At 39.0% G+C, this 25970-nt stretch carries 24 protein-coding genes; 14 read left to right on the forward strand and 10 right to left on the reverse strand.

Going from position 1 to position 25970, the window contains the following annotated elements; genetic code table 11:
• Together ACFS6I_RS07960 and ACFS6I_RS07965 are read right to left on the reverse strand one after the other, a co-directional pair.
• On the reverse strand, positions 1 to 1044 hold the full coding sequence (locus ACFS6I_RS07960) for an HlyD family secretion protein (protein WP_380919462.1): 1044 nt from the start codon (positions 1042 to 1044) through the stop codon (positions 1 to 3).
• A gap of 11 nt (positions 1045 to 1055) precedes the next feature.
• Positions 1056 to 2384 carry a TolC family protein gene (locus ACFS6I_RS07965; protein ID WP_380919464.1) on the reverse strand — a complete coding sequence of 443 codons (1329 nt, stop codon included), beginning with the start codon at positions 2382 to 2384 and terminating at the stop codon, positions 1056 to 1058.
• 95 nt (positions 2385 to 2479) lie between these two features.
• Here ACFS6I_RS07965 and ACFS6I_RS07970 point away from each other — a divergent pair, with 95 nt between their 5' ends.
• The 4 genes from ACFS6I_RS07970 to ACFS6I_RS07985 all read left to right on the forward strand — a co-directional run bounded on the left by ACFS6I_RS07970 (position 2480) and on the right by ACFS6I_RS07985 (position 6064).
• Positions 2480 to 3259: a helix-turn-helix domain-containing protein gene (locus tag ACFS6I_RS07970; RefSeq protein ID WP_380919466.1), complete on the forward strand. Its 780-nt coding sequence runs from the start codon at positions 2480 to 2482 to the stop codon at positions 3257 to 3259.
• Positions 3260 to 3447: 188 nt separating this feature from the next.
• Entirely contained in the window at positions 3448 to 4431 is a 984-nt protein-coding gene (locus tag ACFS6I_RS07975) for an aldo/keto reductase (RefSeq protein WP_132845333.1), read from the forward strand.
• Positions 4432 to 4437: 6 nt separating this feature from the next.
• Complete coding sequence (locus ACFS6I_RS07980) at positions 4438 to 4728, forward strand: DUF3861 domain-containing protein (protein WP_380919468.1); 291 nt, start codon at positions 4438 to 4440, stop codon at positions 4726 to 4728.
• Positions 4729 to 4960: 232 nt separating this feature from the next.
• Complete coding sequence (locus ACFS6I_RS07985; protein WP_380919470.1) at positions 4961 to 6064, forward strand: L-dopachrome tautomerase-related protein; 1104 nt, start codon at positions 4961 to 4963, stop codon at positions 6062 to 6064.
• Between the two features lie 197 nt (positions 6065 to 6261).
• Here ACFS6I_RS07985 and ACFS6I_RS07990 read toward each other — a convergent pair whose 3' ends face one another.
• The 4 genes from ACFS6I_RS07990 to ACFS6I_RS08005 all read right to left on the reverse strand — a co-directional run bounded on the left by ACFS6I_RS07990 (position 6262) and on the right by ACFS6I_RS08005 (position 8920).
• Complete coding sequence (locus ACFS6I_RS07990; protein WP_380919472.1) at positions 6262 to 6999, reverse strand: sulfite exporter TauE/SafE family protein; 738 nt, start codon at positions 6997 to 6999, stop codon at positions 6262 to 6264.
• Between the two features lie 480 nt (positions 7000 to 7479).
• A complete protein-coding gene (locus ACFS6I_RS07995; protein WP_380919474.1) occupies positions 7480 to 8166 on the reverse strand; it encodes a hypothetical protein in 687 nt (228 codons plus the stop codon).
• Between the two features lie 11 nt (positions 8167 to 8177).
• Positions 8178 to 8675, reverse strand: a complete 498-nt coding sequence (locus tag ACFS6I_RS08000) for an RNA polymerase sigma factor (protein WP_380919476.1) — start codon at positions 8673 to 8675, stop codon at positions 8178 to 8180.
• Positions 8672 to 8920 (reverse strand): hypothetical protein, encoded by a 249-nt coding sequence (locus ACFS6I_RS08005; protein ID WP_380919478.1) that lies wholly within the window; start codon positions 8918 to 8920, stop codon positions 8672 to 8674. The genes ACFS6I_RS08000 and ACFS6I_RS08005 overlap by 4 nt, the downstream gene beginning before the upstream one ends.
• 377 nt (positions 8921 to 9297) lie before the next feature.
• Between ACFS6I_RS08005 and ACFS6I_RS08010 the strand changes: the two genes are divergently transcribed.
• A complete protein-coding gene (locus ACFS6I_RS08010) occupies positions 9298 to 9822 on the forward strand; it encodes an ExbD/TolR family protein (RefSeq protein ID WP_380919480.1) in 525 nt (174 codons plus the stop codon).
• Positions 9823 to 9879: 57 nt separating this feature from the next.
• On the opposite strand, the gene ACFS6I_RS08015 is transcribed toward ACFS6I_RS08010, so the two are convergent.
• The gene (locus ACFS6I_RS08015) at positions 9880 to 10449 is read right to left on the reverse strand and encodes a hypothetical protein (RefSeq protein WP_380919482.1); all 570 of its coding nucleotides are present in this window, start codon (positions 10447 to 10449) and stop codon (positions 9880 to 9882) included.
• 375 nt (positions 10450 to 10824) lie between these two features.
• Here ACFS6I_RS08015 and ACFS6I_RS08020 point away from each other — a divergent pair, with 375 nt between their 5' ends.
• The 7 genes from ACFS6I_RS08020 (at position 10825) to ACFS6I_RS08050 (ending at position 19321) form a co-directional block, all read left to right on the forward strand.
• Positions 10825 to 12999 carry a S41 family peptidase gene (locus tag ACFS6I_RS08020; RefSeq protein WP_380919484.1) on the forward strand — a complete coding sequence of 725 codons (2175 nt, stop codon included), beginning with the start codon at positions 10825 to 10827 and terminating at the stop codon, positions 12997 to 12999.
• A gap of 324 nt (positions 13000 to 13323) precedes the next feature.
• Complete coding sequence (locus ACFS6I_RS08025; protein ID WP_380919486.1) at positions 13324 to 13950, forward strand: hypothetical protein; 627 nt, start codon at positions 13324 to 13326, stop codon at positions 13948 to 13950.
• Positions 13951 to 13984: 34 nt separating this feature from the next.
• A complete protein-coding gene (locus ACFS6I_RS08030; RefSeq protein WP_380919488.1) occupies positions 13985 to 14791 on the forward strand; it encodes a DUF6597 domain-containing transcriptional factor in 807 nt (268 codons plus the stop codon).
• 85 nt (positions 14792 to 14876) lie between these two features.
• Positions 14877 to 15824 carry a nitrilase family protein gene (locus ACFS6I_RS08035; RefSeq protein WP_380919489.1) on the forward strand — a complete coding sequence of 316 codons (948 nt, stop codon included), beginning with the start codon at positions 14877 to 14879 and terminating at the stop codon, positions 15822 to 15824.
• 220 nt (positions 15825 to 16044) lie between these two features.
• On the forward strand, positions 16045 to 17349 hold the full coding sequence (locus ACFS6I_RS08040) for a DUF2931 family protein (RefSeq protein ID WP_380919491.1): 1305 nt from the start codon (positions 16045 to 16047) through the stop codon (positions 17347 to 17349).
• A 38-nt stretch (positions 17350 to 17387) separates the two neighbouring features.
• On the forward strand, positions 17388 to 18674 hold the full coding sequence (locus ACFS6I_RS08045) for a DMP19 family protein (RefSeq protein WP_380919493.1): 1287 nt from the start codon (positions 17388 to 17390) through the stop codon (positions 18672 to 18674).
• Between the two features lie 56 nt (positions 18675 to 18730).
• Positions 18731 to 19321: a hypothetical protein gene (locus tag ACFS6I_RS08050; RefSeq protein ID WP_380919495.1), complete on the forward strand. Its 591-nt coding sequence runs from the start codon at positions 18731 to 18733 to the stop codon at positions 19319 to 19321.
• A gap of 175 nt (positions 19322 to 19496) precedes the next feature.
• On the opposite strand, the gene ACFS6I_RS08055 is transcribed toward ACFS6I_RS08050, so the two are convergent.
• Positions 19497 to 21299 (reverse strand): right-handed parallel beta-helix repeat-containing protein, encoded by a 1803-nt coding sequence (locus tag ACFS6I_RS08055; RefSeq protein ID WP_380919497.1) that lies wholly within the window; start codon positions 21297 to 21299, stop codon positions 19497 to 19499.
• Between the two features lie 562 nt (positions 21300 to 21861).
• Here ACFS6I_RS08055 and ACFS6I_RS08060 point away from each other — a divergent pair.
• Both ACFS6I_RS08060 and ACFS6I_RS08065 read left to right on the forward strand, forming a co-directional pair.
• Positions 21862 to 22614, forward strand: coding sequence for a hypothetical protein (locus ACFS6I_RS08060; protein WP_380919499.1), 753 nt, complete (start codon positions 21862 to 21864; stop codon positions 22612 to 22614).
• Between the two features lie 321 nt (positions 22615 to 22935).
• Positions 22936 to 23712 (forward strand): hypothetical protein, encoded by a 777-nt coding sequence (locus ACFS6I_RS08065; RefSeq protein ID WP_132768544.1) that lies wholly within the window; start codon positions 22936 to 22938, stop codon positions 23710 to 23712.
• Positions 23713 to 23885: 173 nt separating this feature from the next.
• Here ACFS6I_RS08065 and ACFS6I_RS08070 read toward each other — a convergent pair whose 3' ends face one another.
• Both ACFS6I_RS08070 and ACFS6I_RS08075 read right to left on the reverse strand, forming a co-directional pair.
• Positions 23886 to 24887, reverse strand: a complete 1002-nt coding sequence (locus tag ACFS6I_RS08070) for an aldo/keto reductase (RefSeq protein ID WP_380919501.1) — start codon at positions 24885 to 24887, stop codon at positions 23886 to 23888.
• 90 nt (positions 24888 to 24977) lie between these two features.
• Complete coding sequence (locus tag ACFS6I_RS08075) at positions 24978 to 25874, reverse strand: helix-turn-helix domain-containing protein (protein ID WP_380919503.1); 897 nt, start codon at positions 25872 to 25874, stop codon at positions 24978 to 24980.
• Positions 25875 to 25970 lie beyond the last annotated feature (96 nt).

The raw sequence follows: 25970 nt of genomic DNA on the forward strand, positions 1-25970 counted from the left end.
TTAATTTTTTACCACATATACATGTGCGTTCATGCCGGCAGCGAGTTTGGCTAGCCCTTGGCTTTCGTTTAGTTTAATGCGGACAGGCATGCGCTGGATGATCTTCACGAAATTACCGGTGGCATTATCGGGAGGTAACAGGGAGTAGCGCGATCCGGTAGTGGGGGAAATGGACTGGATGGTTCCGGTGAATTGCTCTCCAGGAAAGGCATCAACTTCGATATTGACCGTATTTCCGATATGTAGGCTGCCGATCTGGGTTTCCATAAAATTGGCCACGACCCATTTCTCTTCGGTTTCATTGGTGAGAAATGCTAAGGTCTGTCCCGGTTGTACCAACTGTCCTTCCTGAATGGTTTTCTTGCCCAGTTGCCCATCAAAAGGTGCGGTAATCACAGTGTAGCGGACATCCAATTCCTGTCTTTTGAGCAGCGCTTCTTTGATCCGGATTTCGGCTTCAATCGCCGATCGCTGGGCTTTGAAATCTTGCAGTTTGGACTGCGCAACCTGCAGATTAGCTTGTGATTCATCATAATCTGCTTGATTGATGGCCAAGTTTGCCTCCACATGATCAAATTTCTGCTGTGTGGTGGATTGTTCGGCTAGCAGGTTCTGATAGCGGTTAAATTCTTTTTGTTGCTGTGTTAGTTTTGCCTTTGATCCGGAAAGATGTGCTTTGATTACTTCGATGGTCTTGAGCTGGGTATCTTCATGGGCACTGAGGATCGGGAGTTTTGCACGTGAACTCATTAGTTCGGCCAATGCGGCTTCCTGTTTCAGTCCGTATTCACTTTCCTCGATGAGCAATAAGGTATCGCCTTTTTTTACCTGTTGGTTATCCTGGAAATAAATCTTGCTGATGTATCCACCGACTTTTGCGTTTACGGGTGAGAGGTAGGCATCGATCTGCGCATCGTTCGTTTGCTCGTATTGATATCCTTTCCAGAAATAGACGACACACCAGGTGCTGATACCGACCAATAATAAGATGCCTAACCATTTGGTGATCGCGACTACAATTTTATCTGTTTTATTTTTGTCCATGGTGTTTACAATTAAAGTGCTCCTGTAATCAGCAGAAGCTTGATATGGCTTAATTTTAGATTGACCTGTGCTTGTGTTAAATTAAATTTTGATTCCAGCAGGATGTTCTCCGCATCGAGCAGATCGGTGAGCAGGGATTCCTGATTGAGGTAGCTGTTTCGAATGACCCGTACAGTTTCGGTCGTCTGGATGATATTGTCAGCTGCTGTTGCGACGCTTTCGAGTGCCTGTTGCTGCTGCAGGTATGCTTCTTTGACCCTGACCGAAATTTCCTCTTTTTTGATGTTTGCTTTTTCTTTCTGCTGTTCGCTGAGATTGCGTGCGTGTGCGATGGTATGCTTGCTTTTGTAGAGGTTGTCTAGCGCAAACTGCATCTTGATACCGGTCTGTCCATAGCCCCAGGGATTGTTGGAGTAGGGATAAAAGGATACCTGGGGATACGTGTAGTTGTAATGTGAATACAGGGAGATCTTAGGCTGCAAGGTGGATTTTGCCTGTTTGATCTGAAGCTCGCTGATTTTGATATCACTTTGGGTGATTTTAAATTCCGGCGATTGACTGAGGGCCTCTGCTTGATAGCTTGCATAAATTGCCAGGCTACCAGCATCTAAGTTCACGATTTCCTGAATAGGAATTTCCAGTGGTTCGGTTTCGTTTCTTCCGATGAGTATATTGAGACGCTGTTTGGCCAGCACTACTTTTTTCTCCACGTCCGACAAACTGAGTTCCAATTGGGAGAGCTTCACAGAAGTACGTAGGACGTCACTTTTGAGGACGACACCATTTTTATGTAGGCTTTGGATGCTGCTGAGCTGCTGTTTTTCGGTTTTGATTTCTGTCTGCAGAAATTCATGGTATCGTAGATACTTATACAGTTCGTAATAGACTAGGGCGATGGCAAACTTGATGTTGTCATGTTGCAGTTCAAATTCAACTTGCTTGCGCTGTTGCTCTTCTTGTTTGATGTGGATATTTCGTTTATCCCTACCACCATTGTAAATATTGAAATCCAGGTTGTAACCAAAGCCATAGCCATAACTGGATACGGGAACATCCTGCGGTTTTGAAAAGAGACCGTTATCATAAATTAGAAATTTGGAGTTAAGGGCGTAATTTCCGGATACTGCCAGATCGGGAAGCAGTTTGTCCCGTGCTTCCTGGATACTGGTCCTACTTTCCTGTACACTTAAATCCGCCAGATGCAGCTGCCGATTCTGCTTTGCGGCGAGATCCCATATCTTTTCCAATGTCCAGGTACTATCAGGAGCTTGTGCGAAAGAAGCCTGGGTGAGGAAAAGATTGCCGATCAATGCGATGATTAAAAAGGGGTACTGTTTCATTTTTGTATGCTGTATAATAATCTTTATGCAAAATTATTGGAAGAAAAGAGGAGGTGTTTTATATAATTAGCCTAAAGTTTGTTAAATTGGGCCATATGGATCTTTTGAAGCAGCTCATTAAGAATATCGATCAGCATCCCGATTCGATTTTGGTGATCCGTCAACAGACGGAACAGCAATTGCTCGCCCATCAGCATGATAAGGGGCAACTTTTACTGGTTTACGGTGGGATTGCTTATCTGCAGACTCAGGAAAGGGACTATTATATTCCTTCTAATCATTATATCTGGATCCCGGGCCATTTTTCCCATAATCTGATGTTCAATACCAAGGATCTACAGATTATCAATTTTTACTACCCCAGTCGGGGTGATGCTGGTTTTTACGATGAATTGGGGATTTATCCGGTGAGTAAGCTCTTGTCCGAAATGCTCGTCTTTAGTGAAAAATGGCAGGGTGATTTTTTTAAGGGTTCCTGGGAATTTGAGTTTTTGAATACGGTGAAAAACCTGTTGCCTAAGGAGCATCTGAAGAAATTTGCAATTCAGCTTCCTATTACTGATGATGAACGCCTAAATGTTATCACGAACTATTTGCGTTCGAATATCAGTGAATCTTTGGCGTTGGAGGAGATTGCCAGAACATTTGGTTATAGTGTGAGAACCCTAACGCGGTTGTTCAAAAGCAAATTGCATATTTCTATTGTGCAGTATGTGAAAATGCTCCGGGTAATCCGTGCGATGGAATTGATGAAGGACACGGATCTTACGATTACCGAAATTGCCTATGAAGTGGGATACTCGAATATTTCGGCATTCAGTAATACATTTTCCCAGCTGACCAATATGCGTCCCACTGATTTTAAAATGATGTAGGTTTCGCTCTAATATGTGGGCAACTGGGCAAATCGTTTTTTGAGGTAAGCTACAACGATATTCAGGTTAGCAGGAAACAACATCCCAAGTTAACTGTTTTATAAGAGTATGACATTAGCCGGTCGGAAAACTGAAGTGAGAAATATGATCAAGTGAATTAGATTTTAGAACATAAAATATAAAAAACAATGGAATACAGGAAATTAGGAGATAGTGATTTAGAGATTTCAGCGATTACTTTCGGTGCGTGGGCCGCTGGAGGTTGGATGTGGGGCAGTACGGATCGAAACGATGCAATCGAAGCGATCAAAGCTTCTTATGATGTCGGTGTAACGGCTATCGATACCGCACCGATCTATGGTCAGGGAACCAGTGAAGAAATCGTCGGTGAGGCGATTAAGGGAATTTCGCGAGATAAGGTCCAGCTATTGACCAAATTTGGCATGCGTTGGGATCTGGCAGAGGGGAATTTAGCAATGCATAGTAAAAACAATGCGGGTGAAGCGATCGATATCTATAAGTTTGCGGGTAAGGACAGTATTATTTACGAATGTGAACAGAGTTTACGCCGTCTAGGGACAGATTATATTGATCTGTATCAAATTCACTGGCCCGATACGACAACTGCAATAAGCGAAACGTTTGAAGCCGTAGGCCGGTTGATTGAACAGGGTAAGGTGCGCTATGCCGGTGTCTGTAATTATAGTGCCTCACAAATGGAGGAAGCTGAAAAAACGTTGAAATTGGTATCTAATCAAGTTCCGTTCAGTATGGTGAATCGAGGTATTGAAGAGGAAACCGTTTCTTACTGTGTGGTGAACAATAAATCGATTTTAGCTTATAGTCCATTACAAAGAGGGTTACTGACAGGTAAGATAACAACGGATTATCAATTTCAACCAGGAGACCACCGTGCAAATTTACCGCATTTTCAGCCTGAATTTATTGCGAAGACCAATGACTTACTGGCGAAAATAAAACCGATTGCTGATGAGCATCATGCTACCTTAGCCCAATTGGTACTGCGATGGACCATCGAAAGGGCGGGAATTACTGTTGCTTTGGCAGGAGCAAGAAATGCAGATCAAGCGGTTCAAAATGCGCAGGCAATTGCGATCCATTTAAGTCAAGAAGAAATAGATACCATTAATGAATTTGTTAGTAATTTTTAGAGAGCTATGGAAAAAAGAAATAATGCTTATCAATTAGAATTAAAAGAAGTTAGTCTGAAGAATGGGGATGCGGGAACAAAATCTTTACATTTAAATTTTGATAATCATGATGATCTGTTCAACATTTTTGAGGTGATCAGTTCGAAACAGATTTTTGATAATAAGGAAACAGCGACTGAATTTGCTTTGGGACTGAAATTGTTTACGGAAGTTATGCTGAAAAACAAAGAAAATCCTTTGTTTAAAGATTTACGTCCAGCAATTTTAGAATTTATGAAGAAATTGAAAAGTAGTTAAAAGGATAGCGGAATGGCTATAGCAAAGCAGTGATCACATGCCTTTCAGCTTGCGCGATACCAATTGTATAAAACAGGAAAAGATGTGCTTAGCACAGGTTCTTGATTTTATGGAATAGCTATTTGCTATCAGTGGAAATTAAATGTTGGAAGTTGCTTTGCTATCGCTTTTTTGCATTACGCACGGTTGTAATGCTTATTGGATCGTACTTAAACTAAAATAGATTAAAATAATGAAATGGATCAATAACATGGTCTTTGTACTGACTTTATTCGGAATTATGGATCATACTTTAGCTCAGCAATACCACAGCGATGCGCTGATAGAAGTCGCTTCTTTTGGGAAATATCGGGCCATTGGCGTAAGTGTAAACACTGCTAATCGGCTATTTGTGGCTTTTCCGAAACAAAATACCGATTATCAGTACGGATTAACAGAAATTGTGAACGGCGAGCGTGTTCCTTATCCGAATGAAGAATGGAATAAACCGGGCGAAGAAGCCGGACATTTTGTTAGCGTCCAGGATTTGTATGTTGATGCGAATGATTTTCTTTGGGTATTGGATTCGAAACCTGCGCCATCAGGTTCTATTTTTGGTGATAAAGGCGAAGCTGCAGAAGGGCAGTTCAAATTATTAAAAATCAATACCCGGAAAAATCAAGTTGAGAAGAGCTACAACTTTGATGATCTGGATAAATCGAAATCGGGTTTGAACGATGTGCGTGTTGATGTCCAAAAGAATAAAGCCTATCTATCAGACCCTGGTCAAGCGGCAATTATTGTTCTGGATTTAGCAACAGGGAAAACACGTCAAGTTTTAGAAAAGACATCTTTTACTTTAGCCGATCCTGATCTGATACTTGTGTATGATGGAGTGGAAATGCGGGATAAAAACGGTAAACCGTTTATGTCAAATGTGAATGGTATTGCTTTAACGCATGATTTTAAATATTTTTATTTTAAACCGATTAATAAAACACATTTATATCGCATCGAAACGAAATATTTGACCGATGAATCTTTGACCGAGAAAGAATTGGAGTCGAAAGTTGAAGATATGGGGGATGTGGGTGTAACACATGGACTGATTGCCGATAAAAAGGGCAATATTTATTTAACCAATTCCTTGGACTATACCATTAAGTATTTAAGTCCAGATGGTCAGTTGCATACTTTAGTACAGGATTCAAGGTTACTCTGGCCAGATTCACTAGGCATCGGAACAGATGGCTTTCTGTATTTTTCTTGTGCTCAACTTCCACAGGATCCGAATTGGAGCAATGGAAAGAACAGAACGGAATTACCGTATCGTGTCTTCAAAGTACAATTACCTTAAATCTGGATTCAATCTTATTTGAAAATCTGGCTAAATTTGCCACAACAAGATTGATTCCTGCTTTCTTGCTATAGGGTTTCAGTTTTTGCAGTTCTTTTTCAAATCGGGTACTGTATTACTTAAAAGCAACTCATACAGGGCTGTGAAATTATGCTTGAATGACAGCCTATTGCCCTTCTTATTTAATTGTGTAGTGTTTACATAAATGTATTCACAATAGAGACAAGACCGATTACGATCAGTCCGATGTACACGTATATAAAGAATTTTTTATGTTCGATCCGGTGGTTTAACCATCTGCCGATATAGATAGCCGGAATCATAACGGGTATTGATTTTAAGAAATAGAGGACAACTTCTTCTGTGATGAGATCTTTAAAATAATAGCCGACTACGCTGATGAAGCTGACAGGTAAAAAATAACCTTGTAAAGTTGCTCTAAATTCGCTGGGATTCCAGCCTTTGATTTTTCCGTATACAACGAGCGGAGGACCGTTGATGCCGAAGGCTCCACCCAATACACCTGAAGCTATACCACAGGTCCAGAGCCATAAGCTGTTATTATCTGCTGTTTTAGCCTGTGTGTTTTTAGCAGTTAAGGCATAGGCTGAATATGCAATTAGTAATATTCCCAATCCGATTTTAATCAATTTATCATTGCCATACAGCAGCATACCCAAACCGGCTGGCAGGCCGATCAATGCGGCAAGTACGAGGTATTTGGCACTTTTAACATCTATTTTTTTGTGATCCTGAACGACCACCAATAAGGCAATGGCGACAGATAACATGACGGACATGGGAACTGCGATATCGAGCGGCAGAATAAAACTTAATAACGGCACTGCGATTAAGGCTTCGCCGAATCCAAACGTCGATCTGACTAATGTTGCAATAAAATTTATACCCAGTACTTTGATCAGTATGATATCCATCTGTATGTTGTTTTTAAATTAGTGCCGTATGTGCACAGCTTATGATGTTTTATTCTTTAAGAAATGTATCCTGCGAATAGGGTCTATTGACAAGTAAGCGTTCTTATTTTTAATTTTTTGGCAGCCGTGTTCATGTACTGCTTTGGATCAAAATATATCCTTATTTTTCAGGTTACCGCAGCAGTATTTTTTTGCGTCTGCGAATAATCTACAAGGATAAAAAAAACGCAGTGAAAACAGCCTGCAAATAGGGGGTGTAGGTTGTTTAAATGTCTATTTTGAGGGCCTCAAGATGCATTATTCTTAAACGATAAATATACGAAATAATAGCCGGTTTTGAGGTGTTAATTGAGGGCTAAATGTTGTTAATTTGTTTATTTTCTTCATCTTTTCGGTTTAATAAAAAGATGAAGAAAAATGCGAACAAATCTTATTGCATAACCATGATCGAATAGCTGGATGGTGGGGTATGATGGGGGGTTAGCTCAGGTTACTTTGTTGTGGTTTATTGTCATTTTGAAAAGCATCAATCTGTTCTAAAAGTTCCATTGACTTTAATAGGGGTGTCCAATCATTGCCGTTGAAAATAAAGCGAAACCATTTCTTATCCCTATTTTCAAAATTGATATTGATGAAAAGCCAAATGGACAGATAAGTGCATGCAAGGGTTATGCTACCTTGTAAAAACCATAACAGCCAGCTTCCATTGTCCAGCATGCTATCATTCCAATAAAAGGTGGTCCAGACAGGTAACTGTAAGAAAAGTAGACGGGTGACCCATAAGGTGGTTGATTTTAAATGAGCTATTTTCTTTTGTGTCTCTAAGATGGGGCCACTGATATCGACCTGATAAATGGTGATAAGCTGGTAGCTATAGGTGATCAATGCAATGGCCGACAGTATGACTTGCACCGTAGCTGAAAATAGAAAAAAGAGATTTGTTTTAGGGAAAGCGTATAAGAATAAGTAAACGACTACTGTTCCTAAAAGACCGACCCAGACGACCCCCACTAAGATCGTGAAAAGCTTGACAGGCTTCATTGATGATAGGAAATGCGCCACTTTTATGTGCGTAATAGCTGCTGTATTTTGTGTACTGATAGCCAGGTTAGTATCCAACTTTCCTTGTGCGGTTTGCCAAAGCTTTTTTAATTCTAACTCGTTCATTCTTTATGGTTTTATTGTGAAAACTTTGTTTTTAATTTATCCTTGATGCGTCCTATTTTTGTTCCTATGTTGCTGACGGATAGCCCTAAAATCTCTGCCATCTCGTGATGGCTTTTGTCTTCCAGATACATCAATATGAGGGCTTTGTCCAATTCTCTCAATTCGCTGATAAACTGTACTAATAAGTCAAGCTGCTGTTCTGTTTCTACTTTTTCTTCATTGTATAAATCTGATGTCTCCTCATTAAGAACCGTGAATCGGTTTGCCCTCGTTGTGTTTTTCCGATAAAAGGAAATCGCGACATTGAGTGAGATACGGTATAACCAGGTTGATATTTTAAACTGCTCTTTATATCTCGGAACAGATTGCCAGATCTGTATCATCATTTCCTGCATCAGATCATCCCTATCATGCTCGTCATGGCAATACACACGGGCAACTTTGAACAAAATTCCTTTGTGCTGTTCAATTATTTGCTGAAAGAATTCTTTTTGTTCCTGCTTGTTCATGATAAGTGCGCATGCCAACTCTTAATTTTATGTAAAGTTGTTGGGTTATACCTGATGTGTTTATCTCTTGCTTTATCCATAATAAGGTTTTGCGCAGAAATGTTTGCTAAAACGAACTTTGCTATGCTCGACCAGAAAAGCTGGATGTTAGTAGCCTGAAAGTACGGTTTCCAATGATGGAAAACAGGTGCTACCCGCTTAGGTAGCATACGATTTAAAGTGGCAGCAGTTATTGAAAATTCCATTGTTAAAAATATTAATTAAACTTATTTCCTTAATTATTCGCAGTGCGTGTCAAAAAATCACAGTTGTACACCAAATATTTTTCTTTTCGGCTAGTTTTTGACTGTTTTCTGTATAAGACACTTCAATCGCAGCCTCATAGGGTGACCAATCGGGTGTTTGGGTAGTAGTGATCAGCGAATGGATTAGTTGATTTTAGGATGTTATTGCCCGCTGAAATGCTGTGATTTACGTAGGAAAATAAGCTTAAGACATTCGGAGTACTGGATGAGGAACATTGATCATGCATCTTTTTTATTGAAAAATAATATGGAATATGATTGATACTGGCATCTTAAAGATGAGTATTAACCAATTCTATCATTTAATCTAGAACATCATGGCAGAGCTAAATCAAAAACAACCGGAAGGAGGAAAAAAGAAAATCAGAAGTAAAAAACTGGCTCCTAAAGTCGATCTGACAGCAATGGTGGATCTTGCATTCTTATTGATCACTTTTTTTATGCTGACGACAACATTAAATAAACCTCATCGTCTAGATATCGCAATGCCTGATAAATCTGGGCATGAACCGATATTATTGGATGAAAGGCGTGTGGTATCGCTTTTGTTAACCGATAAAGGATTGATGTGGTATCATGGCGATTTTAACCACCCGATCTCGAAACCGGAGTTCACTGACCTCAGTAAGAATGGGATAAGAAAAGTATTGGATCGAATGAAATTGGAGATCCCTGCAAAGGCGGATGGCAAGGACATGATCGTATTGATCAAACCAAGTAAGGAAGCACGGGCGGTGGATGTGGTACAGGCGCTGGACGAAATGAAGCATGTCGATATTAAACGCTATACCATCAGTAAAATAGGGGCAGATGAAGAAAAGATGGTCTTAGCTTCTCTATAATTTATTTTTGAAATTTCCGCATAGCGCTTCGTCCGATACAGACGTAGCGCTATGTTTTTAATCCTTATCTAGTTTTTCCCAGAATTGTGCTACCTGTGTTTTGATCACTTCAGGCAACTGACTGTAATTATCCGAATAGGTCGTCTTTTGGTAGCCATCTGCTTGATCTGCTTGTAATCTGTAAAACTGTTTGTTGTAGAGTACAAGTGCGATGCAGCTAAGCTGTTTGGCCATATCACCTTTTGGGTGTCGTGAATAGACAAAAATAGCATCTAGTTTTCCATCTTTATCGGCATCAAAAAAAGCTTTGCGGGCATCCCATACGGACGTGACGATATCTTTTTCTGAAATATGGTCTTCGGCAACAACAGTCCATTTATCGTTATTTTTTTGAAACTGCTGGATATAGAGGTGATCGGGATCTGCATTCCGTTGTTCTTTAGAGAATACGATAAAATTATCTTCATTTGCTGTGGTGATATGCTCTACCTGTAGCACTCTTTTTCCTTTGAAGGGAAAACCAGATTTTTCGAAATTTGCTTTATTGGCCGAAATGCTGGTAATCTGTGCATCGGCTGTACCCATACTGAATCCTAGTATAAGGAGTATAGCTAGTTGTTTCATCATATTTTTATTGTTAACAGGCTCTATTTGATTTAATCTTTCTTGAAGGTAGTTATTTATAGTGAAATATGTTAATTTTTAAGGGAAGTTTTTGAAGGATGAACTTGCTCATAATTTTGATCTTATCTCCATTACGATATCATGTAATTTTTGAAACCAAAGTTAATTTTTATGTTAGTATGATTTGGTTTATTCGTGTTAATGTCTTTTTTAAATGCATATTCATTATGCATTTATCCATGTTAAGGGAATTTTTAATCGGTCAATTTTATCAATTTTGTAAAAACAATTATTTGTAATATTTTATTTAAATGCTAAGTAGGCAATTAAATGTTGTTAAATATGATATAATTTATTAATTTAATGCAAATTTAAATTATGAAACGAACCTCATTAGCAATTTTATTTGCTGTCTTTTTCCTGAGCTTGGGTTTTCCTGCCCGAAGTCAGGAACGTTTTAATTTTTCTTTCGAGACACCAATTGCTCGCCCTTGGTATAGACTCGGTGACAGTACTGTTTTTACAACGGTTATTGATCACGATGTGTATTATAAAGGCAAAGGCTCTTTAAGAGTGGAAAGCCTTAAAAAAAGCAATGGTTTTGGAGGTGTTATGATGGGACTTCCTTCCAATTTAAAGGGTGATTCCATTCGTTTGTCTGTCATGATTAAGCGTGAAAATGTAACCGCTAGTTCTGTGGTAAATGTTATGTTAAGAATAGATCCGGAAATCTTTTTCGACAATATGGCAAAGCGCGAAGTGAGGGGTACAAAAGATTGGGAAAACTTTACGGTGACGGCAAAGTTAAACCCGGATAAGACTGAAGGTATTTCTTTGGCATTCTTCCTTTCAGGTGAAGGGAAGGTCTGGTTCGATGATGTTATCGTTACCGTAGACGGAAAGGATATCACTAAAGAAACCGGCAAGTTTGTTCCATTTGCAGAAAAAGATCCAGTTGAATCAGGAATTACAGATTTCAATAATAGTCCTGAAATCGATCAGAGGTTAGTTGATCTGGGAAGAATTTGGGGTTTTCTGAAATACAGACATCCAGCTGTAGCACAAGGTAAGCTGGATTGGGATCAATACCTATTTAAATCTATTCATGCTGTTATTACAGCTCAGGATAATCAAACCGTGGAAGCTTACTATGCAACTCTTTTGGATAGTTTGGGTACAACACAGGACTACCCGAAAGCTAAAATGGAGCACATGATATACGAAGTAGACTATTCCTGGATCGATAAGCTATCTTTCAAAAAGGATTTGAAAGATAAGTTGAAGCGTATTCGTTACACTAATTTTGATAAGCATCACTATTTTAGTTTTGCAAATGGAATAGGTAATGTACTTTTTCAGAATGAAAAGAAATATGACAATATCCAAAGTGCAGATGCGGGTTTTCGTTTATTGACGCTCTTTCGTTTCTGGAATATGGTCGAGTATTTTTCACCGAATAAAGATCTTACCGAACCCAACTGGAATGAGGTGCTGAAAATATCTGTTCCCGAAATGATTTTGAGCCGTGATGATAAGAGCTATGGATTAGCTGTCTTGAAAATGTTGTCACGGGTTAAAGATGCTCATACGGGATTGTGGAGTAGACCAAAGGCGTTGCAAAGCTATTATGGTACATACCATCTTCCTGCACAGATTCGCATCGTGGAAGGTAAGGCTGTTGTGACCAAGTTGTTAGCCGTCAATGATGGTGTCAATGTGCTTCAAGTAGGTGATGTGTTGATGGGTAAGGAAAATAAAAAGATAGGAGAGATTAAAGATTCTGTCTGGACTTACATAGCAACACCGAATGAAGCAGTAACAAATAGGGAATTTGCAGTGCGATTAAGAATGAGTAATAGTGATCTAGTACCGATAAAGCTAATCCGTAATGGTCGAGAAATGGAAGTGAATGTACCTGCAGTACCGCTGAATCAGTTTAGAGCTCCAGAGACGGATACTGTTGCCTATAAAATGTTGGATAATAATATCCTGTATATTAAGCACAGTTTATTGACAAGTAAGATGCTAGAAGAAAATATGGATGAATGGAGCAAAATTAAAGGTGTTGTTATTGATAATAGAAACTACCCGAGAGATTTTTTGGTTTTCAAACTAGGTGCATTATTACTTCCGAAACCCACCGACTTCGTACGTTTTACAAATACAAATCTTAGTCAGCCCGGTACATTTATTATGAGTCCCGCACTTCAGGTAGGAAAGGAAACAAACGATTATTATAAAGGTAAGATAGCAGTCTTGGTTAATGAAGATACGCAAAGCTCGGCCGAATATCATGTTATGGCTTATCAAACTTCTCCAAATGTAAAGGTATTCGGATCTCAAACTGCCGGTGCAGATGGAAATGTGAGTTACATTGATTTACCGGGCAATCTGAAAACATCGATAACAGGACTTGGTGTTTATTATCCTGACCAAAGTAAAACACAACGTGTTGGAATAAAGATTGATCACTTGGTGTCACCAACGATAAAAGGAATCAAAGCGGGGCAAGATGAAGTTCTGAATGCTGCTTTGGAATATTTGAACAAGTAGGGGAGCTGAATGTTATTTGAGTTTTAGACGAGTAAATTTTTGATCTAAAGCTTTTAAAGTGAAGGTCTTTGTTGATTAATATAGTGATCATCTATTTAGACGCCATGTTTATACATGTAATACGTACAGGCATGGCGTTTTAATTATCTTTATTTTTTTATTGGGTGGTTTGATTTTAATTTTAATTGAATCTTGCTGTTGGGTGTAAATTAAGTGAGGAAATATGTTACTTTTAGCAAAGTAATTCCATGTCTATTGCTGGATACTGAAGCTAGACGTAAGAATATAAAATAGACCTCATTTAAAAAAAAGTAAAGAATTTACATGAAATATTCGAAATTAGCCACCGTATTACTTGCATTAGTGCTTTTTTCTGCCTGTAACCAGCATGGGAATGCTGGGGCATCAAAAGAAAAAGAACAGGAAACAGCACAGAAAAGTAACGTGATCGACTTGATAGGGGACTTACATAATAAGGTAAAAGAACTGTATAAATGGAATGAAATCAACAGTTCGCAAGTGGATTTTGAACCCTTACTACTAAAAGAAGCGGATAGTATTTACGCGGGACTTGATCTGGAAAGACATAAAATGAGAATCAACGAACTGCGAGAAACAAATCTATTCACGGATCAGTTTATTTCCAATTATGATAAAATAGGCTTGATCATCGACGAGAAACTCCGAAACAAATCGTGGGTATGGTATGTGGGTGAACTTCCGCCATTTGGTAACGGAGCAAATCCCTGGTGCAACTGTCAGGATAATCCAGATAATTTCTGGGAAAAGATCATATTAAGAGATGTAAATTTTGCCAACAATCTGGCCACTTTCAACTGGTCGTGGGGAGATGGCTTTAATTACAAAACGAAGGCTCTGTTAGCTAACGGTATCTGGAAAATTGATTATCTGGAAGGTTTTGATCCGAAGGTGTTTCTTCCATCAGAATAAATGGTTTACCTTTGTTAAATTATCTATTGAGATTATGCAGCTTTATCCGTCATTGATGCTTTCCGCTATTGTAAAACACTACCTCATCATCAAGCATGATCATGATGGGTATGCCGATTACCGCTTGTTTTCGGATGGCAATCCGGGTTTGGTCTTTCACTTTAAAGATCCTTTCTTACAGGTGAATGCTTGTGAATCAGGAAGTAAACAGCCGCATAGTTTTCTTTATGGACAGATGACACATTTTAATGATATCAAGTCGGTCGGAAAATTGGATATGTTGATTGTTGTTCTCCATCCACATGGTCTGCATGCGCTGACGAACTTATCGGCTTATGAATTGAACAATACCATTACACCTTTGCGTACTGTTTTTGGTCAGGAGGGAAGTGATATGGAGGAGCAGGTATTGAGTTCTAAAAGCCCTTCTGAAGCGATAAAAGCGATCGAAAAGCTGTTGATATGTCGCGTGAATCGGTTTCAAAAGCAAGATGGTCTTATGCATGGGGCTTTAGATTTGATTTATCAAGCAAACGGAATGATTGCTGTTGCTGACCTGATCCAAAAACTGCCGGTAACGGAACGGCAACTGGAGCGGAAGTTTAAGGAACAGGTCGGAATCGCTCCTAAGAAATTTATAGATGTTATCAAGTTCCAGCATTTTCTCAAATCATTGCAAAAATCTTCTTCAGATATTAACCTTTCTCAGGTTGTATATGCCTGTGGCTATTATGATCAGGCGCATCTGAATAATTGTTTCAAGCGTCAGACAGGGGTTACCCCGATGCAATATCGCCATCATGATCATCTTCTTGCAATCAACCTGATGCAGGTGCTGTAAAACGATATTGTCGGTTTTTTCCAATTTATTGCGTGTTTGTCCCGCTAATTTTGAATCATTAATGGTTTTAAAAAATTAGAAATCAATGGAAAACTTAAAAATTGCCAGTGTACAGTTTGAAAATCGAAGTGGAGATAAGGTTTATAATCTTGACCTGATCAAAAAGCTTACTGCTGAAGCGGCAGAACAGGGAGCTGATGTGGTTGCTTTTCATGAATGTTCGATTACCGGTTATACCTTTGCCCGCAACCTTTCCCGTGAGGACATGCTGGAGCTCGCGGAGCTGATCCCTGATGGCCCATCAGTAAACGCATTAACAGCAATCGCTAAAGAATATAAAATGACCATCTTGGCCGGCCTTTTTGAAAAAGATATTGCCGGTAATCTTTTTAAAGCGTATATATGTGTTGATGAAACAGGTCTGATTGCGAAACACCGAAAGCTGCATCCGTTTATCAATCCGCATCTTTCTCCGGGAACAGCTTATACCGTTTTTGAGATCAAGGGCTGGAAATGTGGGGTATTAATCTGTTATGATAATAATATAATTGAAAATGTTCGAGCGACGACTTTACTTGGTGCGCAGGTGATCTTTATGCCGCATGTAACCATGTGTACACCTTCAACTCGTCCGGGTGCTGGATTTGTAGATGCCAAATTATGGGAAAATAAAGAAGAAAATGCTACGTTACTTCGGGAAGAGTTTGACGGGTTGAAAGGCCGCAGCTGGCTGATGAAATGGTTACCTGCACGTGCCTATGACAATGCCATATATGCTGTTTTTTCAAATCCTATCGGTATGGATGACGATCAGTTGAAGAATGGCTGTGCGATGATTATCGATCCTTATGGTGATATTATGACGGAATGCCGTTCATTGGATAATGAAATCTGTGTAGCGGAACTAACTGCCGATAAGTTGGTGAAAGCGGGCGGATACCGATATATCAAGGCAAGGAAGCCTGCCCTGTACCGAGATATTTTAGGAAAAGAACATGTGAGTGAGCAAAAGGTGGTGTGGCTGGATAAGTAGCTGGGCTATTCGCAATTAAGAAATTGTCAGTGACACCTATTTTTAAGACTGGCTGATTAAGGGACGGTATCCAGGATGTTTAAAACATGCTTGGGTACTGTTTTTTGCGATTTTGAAATCAAGAGGAGTTGTGTATATTTGAGTACTGGCTATTGCCGCTAATACCAATTTATATTTAAGACTTTAATCTTTCAATACCGCTCATCAAGATAAGAATAGCATGACTTTAATACACCTCCATAAAATCCTGCTAATAGCTGGTGCGCTTACGGGCTTTGGTTTTTTGTTTTATCTCTTTCTGGGAGATGGTGTTGCATTTGAAACGCATGGTATATGGGCTAGTTTTGCCAACCTGTTAGGGGTTGTGATTCTACTGTCTCAGTTTATACTCCACTTTATTGTGCTGCTGATCATTTGTGGTACAGGTACAAAGGGCCAAGAATTGACCGTCAAGCAAATGTGGATCATCGGTATCTACTGTTTGATTGCCGTGGTTGCGAATATCGTACTTATTCTTAAGCATACGACGGTTTCCCGGTCTGAAATGACGGTTGAGCGGAAATGGCGCAATTCTGAAAAATACGAATGGGAACCTGCAATATCCAATCCTGAAGGCTATCCGGTACGTGTGGTGGAAGGTCGTTTTTTTATTGAATCGTGGAGCAGAAATAATGCTTTTCCGGATATTGACAATAAATTTTACGATAGTCGCTGGGGGATAGGTACGTCTACTTTTATGAGTTCGGATCAGGGTGCTCTGGTGATGCCGGACAGCTTGCGTCTTTCCTGGTATTCTGTTGTGGAAGATTGTTATTATAAACTCAATGTGGCCCTGGATAAAGAAAAAACAAGTGCCCTGTTTAAGAAGGGGTTTGAAGCGAAGAATCACAATGGCGTATTCCATCGGACTTATGATGAAATTATTGTCGGATTGGCACCGGGAGGAGATGCAGCGTTATGGGTTGGCGGAAATTGGGGAAATGCTGTCGAAGTGAGTTTTTATCAGGCACAAAAAATAGATAGTACGGAGATTGAACTTGGTCAACGGCAGATGATCCAGGAGGAATTGGGAAGACTTCGTGCATCAAAAGACTGGGTTGAGCAGACACATACAGCGGCTAATCCGCAGGCATACGATAAATGGCGTAAAAAATATCGCACACCCTATGCCTGGCGTCTTCAGTTTGTGAAGGATGCTGATTTGGTTAATCCGGAGGTGGAAGTTGAATTTTTTAATGGTGAGCAGGTGACCATCATCGACAGTCTATTGCCCGAAAAGGATTTTCCAGTGCATGCTTTACCTTCTTCTTTGTTTTTAACTTCGACTGGACCTGATGGTAAAACAAAGCGTGATTATGTTGCTTTAGATGAGGAAAATACGTTTAGTGTGTTTGAGAAGCTTACGATGAGTAAACAGAAAATAACAGTAGTTGTTACCTGTAAAATTAATAAGCAAGGTGAAATAGAAAAGATAACGGCTAAAAATAATTTGGAAGAGCTTCCGTTAAAATTAAAAGCGGACTAAAATTTGATCGTATTAACGGTAATGATTAAAACTAAAAAATGGACGATAAATTAATTGAACAGCTCAATCTATGGCATGAGAAAAGTAAGCACCGTCAAATTATTGAGACGCTTGAACAACTGCCGGCATCGGAATTAACCTATACGTTGAAAAACATGCTGGGACGGGCGTATAATAATATTTCGGATTATGGAAAAGCGCTTGATATTTTACTGTCGGAAAGTACGGCGGGAGCGGAAGATCCCTTGTGGAATTTTAGGGTGGGCTATGCTTACTACTACGGTAAGGAATATGAGAAGGCATTGCCTTATTTTCAAAAAAGTGCCGCGTTAGGGGATAGCACGGCTAAGAATTTTGAGGAATGGTGTGTTCAGGAGCTGAAAAATAAAATGGAGCAACCTCCAACAAATGATGGTGCTGATCTGGATAAAAAATGGTTTGATTTTACCTCACAATTTGTTGATAAGCTCAGCAATAATGAGAATGATTGGAATGCCCTTTCAGAGCACGAACAGGAATTGGCGGCGCTTTGGAAACTTGAAATGGATATGTATAATGGCGGTTTTCTGCAGTTTTTCTGTAATTGGGGAACGGCATGTTATGGCCATGCGGTAAGGGCGTTGATGCGCTTAAAAGCAACGGAGTCATTAGCTATTATACAAAAGCAATATGAAATTATTGAACATCTGGAGGATAATAAAGAAATAGAGAAGTTGTGGGATATTCCGAATTATCTAACGGATGCTGAACAGCATGAAATTTCTGAGGTCTTGGATGTACAGTACTGGGATAATAAAGATCAGATTATTGAAAAGACATTTACTGTTTACGCGGATTTAATGGATAATAATGAAGGAAATACGGAACGTAAATCGACTTTAAATCAGATTGCCTGGTCTTTTTCATCGGAAGCGTACACAGATGCAGCACTATTTGATGAGGAGGTAATGCAATACCAAAAAGATATTTTCGGGTCGGCCGAGCGATGGAATCCGAATGAGATCGTACTTGACGCCTCAGCGGTGCAGATCCAATATGAAGCCTGGATCATGAAACCATCGGACTTGCTGGAGAATGAACGTCTGATTTCGGAGGATGAGGATATTTTTGATGGGGAGGCCGATGATGAAGGATATCAGGTCGAGATTGTAGCTCAGTTTAAAGCAGATAATGGTGAGAATTTCAGTGCTTTGGAATTTTTGATGAAGGCACATAATCAACAGGCAAATAAGGAACTTGGCGACCATGTATTTTTCGAGGGTATTGCCGAAGAACCTACAGAAGTGGATGGTGTGCCAACGTATTATATTGCTTGTGGCAGCTAAGTAATCCGATAATTTTATACTTCGTAATCGTTATTAGAAATTGAAATCATGGAGCTATGTTGAGAAATATAAACTGTTTGGGACTGTTTGTTTTGTTATCTGGTATAACGTTGACGGTGTGGAGTTGCAAGAATAAAGCTGCAGATACGGCACACAATAGAACTGCGGATCAGGACAGAACTTTCGTTATACGTGATTCTCTGGTTATGCAGGCAGATAAAAGAACGGTATTGCCTGATACCATCGTAATTTCTAAAAAACATGATCCCAATGTTGTTGTCTGTGATATGGATGGCGACAGCCGGTTGGATACGGTGCATATCGTTCAAAATACGATGAACAATAAATATGGTCTTAAAGTGTCTTTCGGCAACAAAAAAACTACCTATCTAGGAATGGGACAGGATATTTTAGGTCAGGGATTTGATGATATTGACTGGGTCGGTATTTTTGAAAAAGCGCCGAGAGGAGAGATCTATTATAATAATGTTAGTGATGAAGGTGAAATTATGACAGAAGATGAGGTTGATGAAAAGGATAAAATTAAATTACCTCATGATGGTGTTTTCATCCACCAGGCAGAAGCTTGTGGTGGTGGGATCATTTACATGAATAACGGTAAATTTGAGTGGATTCAACAGGAGTAACTTTTGACCAATGTCATGTGCATAGAAAGAAAATGAATTATTTTTGATGCTCGATCAGCTGAATGTGTAGTTATCATAATGATCACTCTGACCGAATCCGTTCGGGAAAGGGTAAGAAATAAAAAGGCCAATCTCCTGTATTGAGATTGGCCTTTTTACTTTTTATAAGCTGCGATTAATTGGCTGGATAAACGAAAGGTTTACCATCAATCGTATTATTTTTGATATTGGCATTGATAACGCGCTCAAACAAAATTTCCTTTTTGTTCCAGTGAAATGCCGGATACTCCTTATTTGTCTTAATCGTATTGTTATTGAAAGTAATGCCATCTACAGATTTCGCATATAGAATCGGCTTATCAAAAGTTTCAAAATAGTTGTTTTCGATCTTAATACCGCTATGGAAGTATTTCTGCTGGTTTTTTAAGTCTGGAATCTCTGGATAGATGGAGATCACCGCATTGGTGAACTGGAACATGTTGGTCAAAGCATTGATAAACTTATTGTTTTTGATCGTGATATCACGGCATGTACCTGTTTCGTACCAGCCGTTGCTATCGCCACATAAAAGAATGGCTGTTCCTGAGGTATGATCAAATAGATTATTTTCCACTACGGTCTTTTGAGGAGTACTGAACAGTGCACCCCGTGCTCTGTTGTTTCGTACAGTATTGCCTTTAAACTCTACTTTTGGTGTCCACGTCAGGTTTTCAATACCGATGTCCAATTTGGTTGGATCGATGTAATCATCTAAGGGTTTTGTGAATACAATTTTGAAATCCTGGATCGGATCGCTATCTTTTCTACGGATGACCTCGATGGATTGAATACTGTTTTTATTGTCCCAGAGCTCCATTGTTTTGGATTGGATAAACTGTACTGAATCGGTCGCATAGCCCCAGTCAAAACCATAGGACTGTTCGTGCATGTATTTTGCAATTACGGTTTTATTGTCCAGTTTTTGTGTGATTTTGAGATAGGTACCATGAATATTGATCGCATCGTCCATCATGTTTTCATATCGTCCATTATTGGATATGATCACACCTTTACAGCCTGAGAAATGGGTTGCATCTGCCTGTGCTGTAAAATAACGGGGATCGTTTTTCCCTCTTAATGAGACATTGAATTTTTCTAAATAAATATTTTCAGTCAGTTGCGCTAAGAGACCCATTCCTTCGGAATAGTGAACTGATACATTCTCTAATCTGGTGTCTTTACCTTTGTGCACGAAAATACCGGGATTAGGTCTATGCCAGCTTCTCATGGCAACGACTGTTCCGGGTATTAATTTTGAATTCTTCCACTTGAAGGCTTTGATGATTCCTTTTGATATTTCTGCTACATGTGCTGTGCCCACTGCGATATCACTGGTATTGTACACGATATGCTTTGTTTTTTCTTCAAAAGCGATACCGGAGGTGGGTTTCATTTCCCAACCTTCACCGGTATTGTAGAAGGTGCTGTCTTTGATGGTATAAGTGACCCAGGGAGCAGTCTGGTACGTGATTGTACCTGCTTGGGTATCGTTTTCTAATATTTTAACCTGACAGATCTGGGGTTGCTCGAAGTCGATATGCAGATTTTTAAGGCTGAGGTTTTGATTTTCAACCAATGCAAGGGGTAACATACGTCCATGAAAGATCAGGTCTGATCCTTGTCCGTCTATGGTGATGTTGCTGAGGTTTTCTAATGTGATACCAACGGTCTTAGGATTGTCCTGATCATGGTTGGAGATGTAATAGGTTCTTTTTTGTGCTCCTTCTTCATGGAAATCGTAACGTCCTTTTTTGAATTTGATTACTATAGGATTACCTTTTCCAGCCTCAGTAACTATTTTCTGAATCGCTTGATTGAGGGTTGCACTGCTGTTTTTTCCCGTATTGGGGTTAATGCCATACTTTGTTAAGTCGTAGACTTTGGGCGTAGAATTTGCCTGTGCCTGAAAGCTGATGAAAGCGATCATAACGACCGACATGTTTTTTCTGAACCAATTTGTCATTTTAATAAATTAGTAAGTTCGGTTTTTAAAAGATTTAAGGTTTTATATTGGAGGCTTTATGTCCGATATATTATGTACAAACATAGTTTAATAGATCAGGATTTCAAAGCGGATATTGGTTTAAAAATGCATTTACGGCCATTGTAATCAGATTAATACGTGTTCTCAAAGCAATACAGCTGATCGACAGAGCTATCCTTATTTCTGTTTTTTTAAGTAAAACGGTCATGCAAACGTTTGTCATTGCGGATATTTTTGAGTCCTTCATCAAGAGGATATGTTTATTTCCTTACCCATTTTGATGATCGGCGAATCTCATTTTTAATAAAATTAGCGCCAGATCTATTATTCTGATTTTTGCAACTCTGGTTATTGAGATAAGAAGATAAGCATGAATTAATAGCGTGATAGTAGTTGACGTTTGTTTTTAGTTATCGAGTTTAGTATTCATGATTTTGATGGCTTTTGAAATAATGTTTAAATATCTCGATGGTAGGAAAAATAATGTTGTATATTTGGGGTCAAAATAATTATTGGAATGAATAGATACTATAAACTTTTGCCTCTGGCAATTATTTTATTAGCGAGTGCTTGTCAAAAAACAGAAACATTAGAAGAAAATAAAATCGAGGTTGATTTGTATTCGAAATCTGATAGTGTGTCATTCTATGTCAATGGAAAACACTATACCACAGAAGTAGATAGTGATATTGAAAAGTATGGATATAGGAATGGAGGTGCCAACTTGAGGTTAAGTGATACGAAGGGCAAATGGACATACGGTAGTGCAGGAAAAGATCTATACTGGGTAGGTGCACCCGATTCTATACAATATTCAACAAGTTATACGAATTATTTTCCAGGAGGTTCTATTGAATTTAATTATGTAAAAAACTATAAGGAAATAGAATTGGTGGAAGATAGTAATACACTAGTGCCACGAAAAGATAAAATATTCTATAAAGTAGGTAAATATGACTATGCTATGGATTTTAAACGTAGGAATTGGGATGAGGGGGTTGCTATTGAATTATCCTTAAAAGATTTAGGAGGACTAACGTCTTTTAGTACACTAGCTAATCGTTTTGAAACACAACTGAATGCCACTAGTCAAAATGACTCCAAGTTTGAAATACTCAAAGTGGAAGAAATAAAAGGAACTAAGCTCGTTATAATCGAAGGTAAATTTGAAGTAAATTTATTTGATGATCAAGAGCAAAAGGTGGTTCGTGTGACTGATGGTTATTTTAGAAGTAAGGTGTACAGATCTGGTAATAGATCCACTTATTAAGTTTACTGCTTTGGCAAAAGCATTTTGACAAAGCAGTAATCAATAACCACATTTTCTTAAGGCATATTCTTAACAAACATATTATTAGGGGCGATGACAGATCTATTAAAATCTTATCAAAAGATCTTTACACTTTTTGTATCCCTTATCGAAGAGGCGGACAGTTGGGTAAATGAATGAGTTTTTTTTTATTAAAGCCTATGTTTTAAGTTTTTGTTAGGAAATATTTTATATATGTAAGGTACAGACTGTTGCATGATTAGTGTGTAGAATTATACTTTTTGAGAAAAAAATGTTATCTTTTAGTTTTTAAAATTAAATATGAATAAATATTATATTCTTTTGCCGATTATGGCGCTTTTGTTGACTAGCTCATGTGAAAAAACGGAAGCAGTAGTAACTCCTGAAATCATAGAAGAGGCAAAGCCAGCTATGCTTTTAGATAGTATTTCATTTGTTCTCAATGGAAAACAGTATGGGTTTACTTCTGATGATTATATTGCTTCCGGAAGTGGACATGGTAATCAGGGCGTTAATTTGAGATTGAGTGATACAGCTGCGAATTGGTATCATTCTGCTCCAGATCATCGGTACTGGATCGGTGCACCAGATTCAGTGCAATATTATTCTGTCTCTAATTATAGTTTTGGCGATCGAGATATTACTGCTCGCTTTTATTTTATAAAAAATAATAAAATATCAGAAATGTTGGAATCAGGCGGTATGTATTATCCTCGAAAATCTGCCTTATTTTATCAGGAAAGAGATTACAATTATGCTGTAGATTTTGGACGCAGAGGTAAACAGGAGGGGGTAGCCCTTAAGATGGGAGTAAAAGGAGTTGGTTTTGGCTCAACGTTTAGCAGTAAAACCATGAACCAAGAATCAAAGCTTACAGCAGAAAGTCAGCTTGATTCGAAATTTAAGATCCTAAAAGTGGAAGAAATCAAAGACACAAATTTTGTATGGGTTGAAGGAACTTTTGATGCTAATTTATTTAACGATAATGAGGAGAAGACCTTTCGCGTTACGGGTGGATATTTTAGAATAAGGGCTCTCAAATATGGAAACGGGTTTACTTACGGATTTACATTTTAATAGTTTTTAAAATTAGATAAGTAATTTCAAACAATAAAAAAAAGCAACTTTTAAAGTTGCTTTTTTTTATTGTTTAACGATCCTTTATTCTTAATAAAGCGGTCTGTGCAAACCTCTAAGTGCGCCTTTGCACTGAAAAGCAATACATTTGGGTTTCTTCCGATTCCCTATGATTATTGATTCACAAGTTTCATGGATCCTTCGTTATAACGTTCTCCCAAGATGGGGTATCGTTGGATCAGGGAATTAATTTCTGTTAAATGTTCAGGTGTTAGCTGAACATCAATTGCACCTACATTTTCTTCCAGGTACTTTCTTTTTTTAGTTCCGGGAATCGGGATAATGTCTTCTCCCTGTGCTAAGACCCATGCTAAAGCAAGCTGTGCGGGTGTACAATTTATATGATTGGCTAATGCCGCAAATCCGGCCACCAGTTTATTGTTATTGACGATGTTTTCCTCTTGATAGCGTGGTAAAGATTTTCGAAAATCATCGGCTGCAAGGGTATCCATCTGGAGCGTATTGGTTACTAAACCACGAGCTAGAGGTGAATAGGGCACAAGTGAAATCCCAAGTTCACGTGTTGTCTGCAAAATCTCGCTTTCTACATCTCTGGTTAGCAGGGAGTATTCGCTTTGGAGTGCAGAAATGGGATGTACTGCATGTGCTTTTCTTAATGATGCCGGCGAAGCTTCACTCAGTCCAAGGTATCGTATTTTTCCTTCTTTAACGAGATCGGCCATTGCACCGACAGTTTCTTCAATAGGGATATTGGCATCGACACGATGTGCATAATACAGATCGATGGTATCAATTTTAAGTCGCTTGAGACTTTGCTCAACGGCAATTTTCATCCATGCGGGCGAAGCGTCAAAATAAGTTCCGGCGGCATTGCTTGGTCCTGCAATCCCATCTTTAAAGCGAAATCCAAATTTAGTAGCAATAAAGATCTTTTCCCGATTGGGGACTAAAATTTTAGCGATCAGTTCTTCATTTGCTCCATTTGCGTACATGTCAGCGGTATCCCAGAAATTGATGCCCAGGTCAAGGGATTTTTCTAATGTGGCTAAGCTCTCTTTATCGTCCGTAGGTCCATAAGCAAAGCTCATACCCATGCAGCCCAATCCTAATGCGGATAGCTTTTCGTTTGTTGTTCCGAGTTTTCTGTATTTCATGATGTTCTCATTTTGTTTATACAAATGTAGCGCACAGTCTCAAAATCGGACTTATAACGATCAAACAGATTGTTATAATAATCAAACAATCTACCGCAGCTGTGTGGGTGCCATGCCGGTGTGTTTTTTAAAGTATAGTGTAAAGTATGAGGGGTATTCGAAACCTAAACTGTAGGCGATATCGGAAATATTCCAATCGGTATGCTGCAGTAAAGCTTTTGCTTCTTTGATGATGCGTGCGGCGATATGTGCTGTAGTGGTTTTACCCGTTATTTCTTTGACCGACCGGTTAAGATGATTGATGTGCAGGGATAGTGCAGTGGCATAATCTGCAGGGTTCTTCAATTTGAGTACGAGTGCTGGAGAATCTATCGGAAATTGTCTTTCCAGTAGTTCAAGAAATAAGGCGGATATTCTAGAAGTAGCATTCACATACTTATGAAAATTGGTCGTCGGATTGTTTTTCATTGCCTCATGAATGATCAAGTGCAGATAACTGCGCAATACATCGTATTTATGGGCGTAGCTGGAAGACATCTCTGCCTGCATTTTCTGGAAAATAAAGGACAATTCCGCTAATTGGGCTTCGTTTGGGAAGAAAATGGGATTAGATCCGATCTGAAATAAGGGCGTGTCGTGCAACTGACTTGTGCGTTCACTATGTTGAATGAAATCTTCTGTGAAGAGGCAGTACCAACCGGACTGTTGTTCGGATTCAGCTTCCCAAGAATAGGGGACAATGGGGTTCGAAAAAAGCAATGCTGGTCGATCAATCTGGATCCATTTATCGGCATAATAAATCTTTCCTTTGCCAATGATCAGGGAAACTTTATAAAAATCACGTCTGCTATAGGGGCTTACAACTGCGCAGGTCTCTCGACTGAAAACATTGATATGACCGATGCCTGCATTGTCCAATGGCACATGAGTGGGTGCATGACTTGGCAAGCGGCTGTAAAAATCATTGACACTTTCTGCTTGTTTCATGGTGTAAATGTATAAAATTCAAACAAATTAAGTGTCATCCTTTTGTGCGGATATGAAAGGTTTAAGGAGGTGATGTGATTTACTTGTCCTATGAGA

Origin of the sequence: Sphingobacterium anhuiense, from assembly GCF_042686355.1 — a bacterium.
In the GTDB taxonomy this organism is placed as follows: domain Bacteria; phylum Bacteroidota; class Bacteroidia; order Sphingobacteriales; family Sphingobacteriaceae; genus Sphingobacterium; species Sphingobacterium anhuiense.

Bases quoted from the DNA above. Each gene is read 5' to 3' on its own strand.
- ACFS6I_RS07960 (WP_380919462.1), bottom strand. From the start codon at position 1,044: ATGGACAAAAATAAAACAGATAAAATTGTAGTCGCGATCACCAAATGG.
- ACFS6I_RS07965 (WP_380919464.1), bottom strand. From the start codon at position 2,384: ATGAAACAGTACCCCTTTTTAATCATCGCATTGATCGGCAATCTTTTC.
- ACFS6I_RS07970 (WP_380919466.1), top strand. From the start codon at position 2,480: ATGGATCTTTTGAAGCAGCTCATTAAGAATATCGATCAGCATCCCGAT.
- ACFS6I_RS07975 (WP_132845333.1), top strand. From the start codon at position 3,448: ATGGAATACAGGAAATTAGGAGATAGTGATTTAGAGATTTCAGCGATT.
- ACFS6I_RS07980 (WP_380919468.1), top strand. From the start codon at position 4,438: ATGGAAAAAAGAAATAATGCTTATCAATTAGAATTAAAAGAAGTTAGT.
- ACFS6I_RS07985 (WP_380919470.1), top strand. From the start codon at position 4,961: ATGAAATGGATCAATAACATGGTCTTTGTACTGACTTTATTCGGAATT.
- ACFS6I_RS07990 (WP_380919472.1), bottom strand. From the start codon at position 6,999: ATGGATATCATACTGATCAAAGTACTGGGTATAAATTTTATTGCAACA.
- ACFS6I_RS07995 (WP_380919474.1), bottom strand. From the start codon at position 8,166: ATGAACGAGTTAGAATTAAAAAAGCTTTGGCAAACCGCACAAGGAAAG.
- ACFS6I_RS08000 (WP_380919476.1), bottom strand. From the start codon at position 8,675: ATGAACAAGCAGGAACAAAAAGAATTCTTTCAGCAAATAATTGAACAG.
- ACFS6I_RS08005 (WP_380919478.1), bottom strand. From the start codon at position 8,920: ATGGAATTTTCAATAACTGCTGCCACTTTAAATCGTATGCTACCTAAG.
- ACFS6I_RS08010 (WP_380919480.1), top strand. From the start codon at position 9,298: ATGGCAGAGCTAAATCAAAAACAACCGGAAGGAGGAAAAAAGAAAATC.
- ACFS6I_RS08015 (WP_380919482.1), bottom strand. From the start codon at position 10,449: ATGATGAAACAACTAGCTATACTCCTTATACTAGGATTCAGTATGGGT.
- ACFS6I_RS08020 (WP_380919484.1), top strand. From the start codon at position 10,825: ATGAAACGAACCTCATTAGCAATTTTATTTGCTGTCTTTTTCCTGAGC.
- ACFS6I_RS08025 (WP_380919486.1), top strand. From the start codon at position 13,324: ATGAAATATTCGAAATTAGCCACCGTATTACTTGCATTAGTGCTTTTT.
- ACFS6I_RS08030 (WP_380919488.1), top strand. From the start codon at position 13,985: ATGCAGCTTTATCCGTCATTGATGCTTTCCGCTATTGTAAAACACTAC.
- ACFS6I_RS08035 (WP_380919489.1), top strand. From the start codon at position 14,877: ATGGAAAACTTAAAAATTGCCAGTGTACAGTTTGAAAATCGAAGTGGA.
- ACFS6I_RS08040 (WP_380919491.1), top strand. From the start codon at position 16,045: ATGACTTTAATACACCTCCATAAAATCCTGCTAATAGCTGGTGCGCTT.
- ACFS6I_RS08045 (WP_380919493.1), top strand. From the start codon at position 17,388: ATGGACGATAAATTAATTGAACAGCTCAATCTATGGCATGAGAAAAGT.
- ACFS6I_RS08050 (WP_380919495.1), top strand. From the start codon at position 18,731: ATGTTGAGAAATATAAACTGTTTGGGACTGTTTGTTTTGTTATCTGGT.
- ACFS6I_RS08055 (WP_380919497.1), bottom strand. From the start codon at position 21,299: ATGTCGGTCGTTATGATCGCTTTCATCAGCTTTCAGGCACAGGCAAAT.
- ACFS6I_RS08060 (WP_380919499.1), top strand. From the start codon at position 21,862: ATGAATAGATACTATAAACTTTTGCCTCTGGCAATTATTTTATTAGCG.
- ACFS6I_RS08065 (WP_132768544.1), top strand. From the start codon at position 22,936: ATGAATAAATATTATATTCTTTTGCCGATTATGGCGCTTTTGTTGACT.
- ACFS6I_RS08070 (WP_380919501.1), bottom strand. From the start codon at position 24,887: ATGAAATACAGAAAACTCGGAACAACAAACGAAAAGCTATCCGCATTA.
- ACFS6I_RS08075 (WP_380919503.1), bottom strand. From the start codon at position 25,874: ATGAAACAAGCAGAAAGTGTCAATGATTTTTACAGCCGCTTGCCAAGT.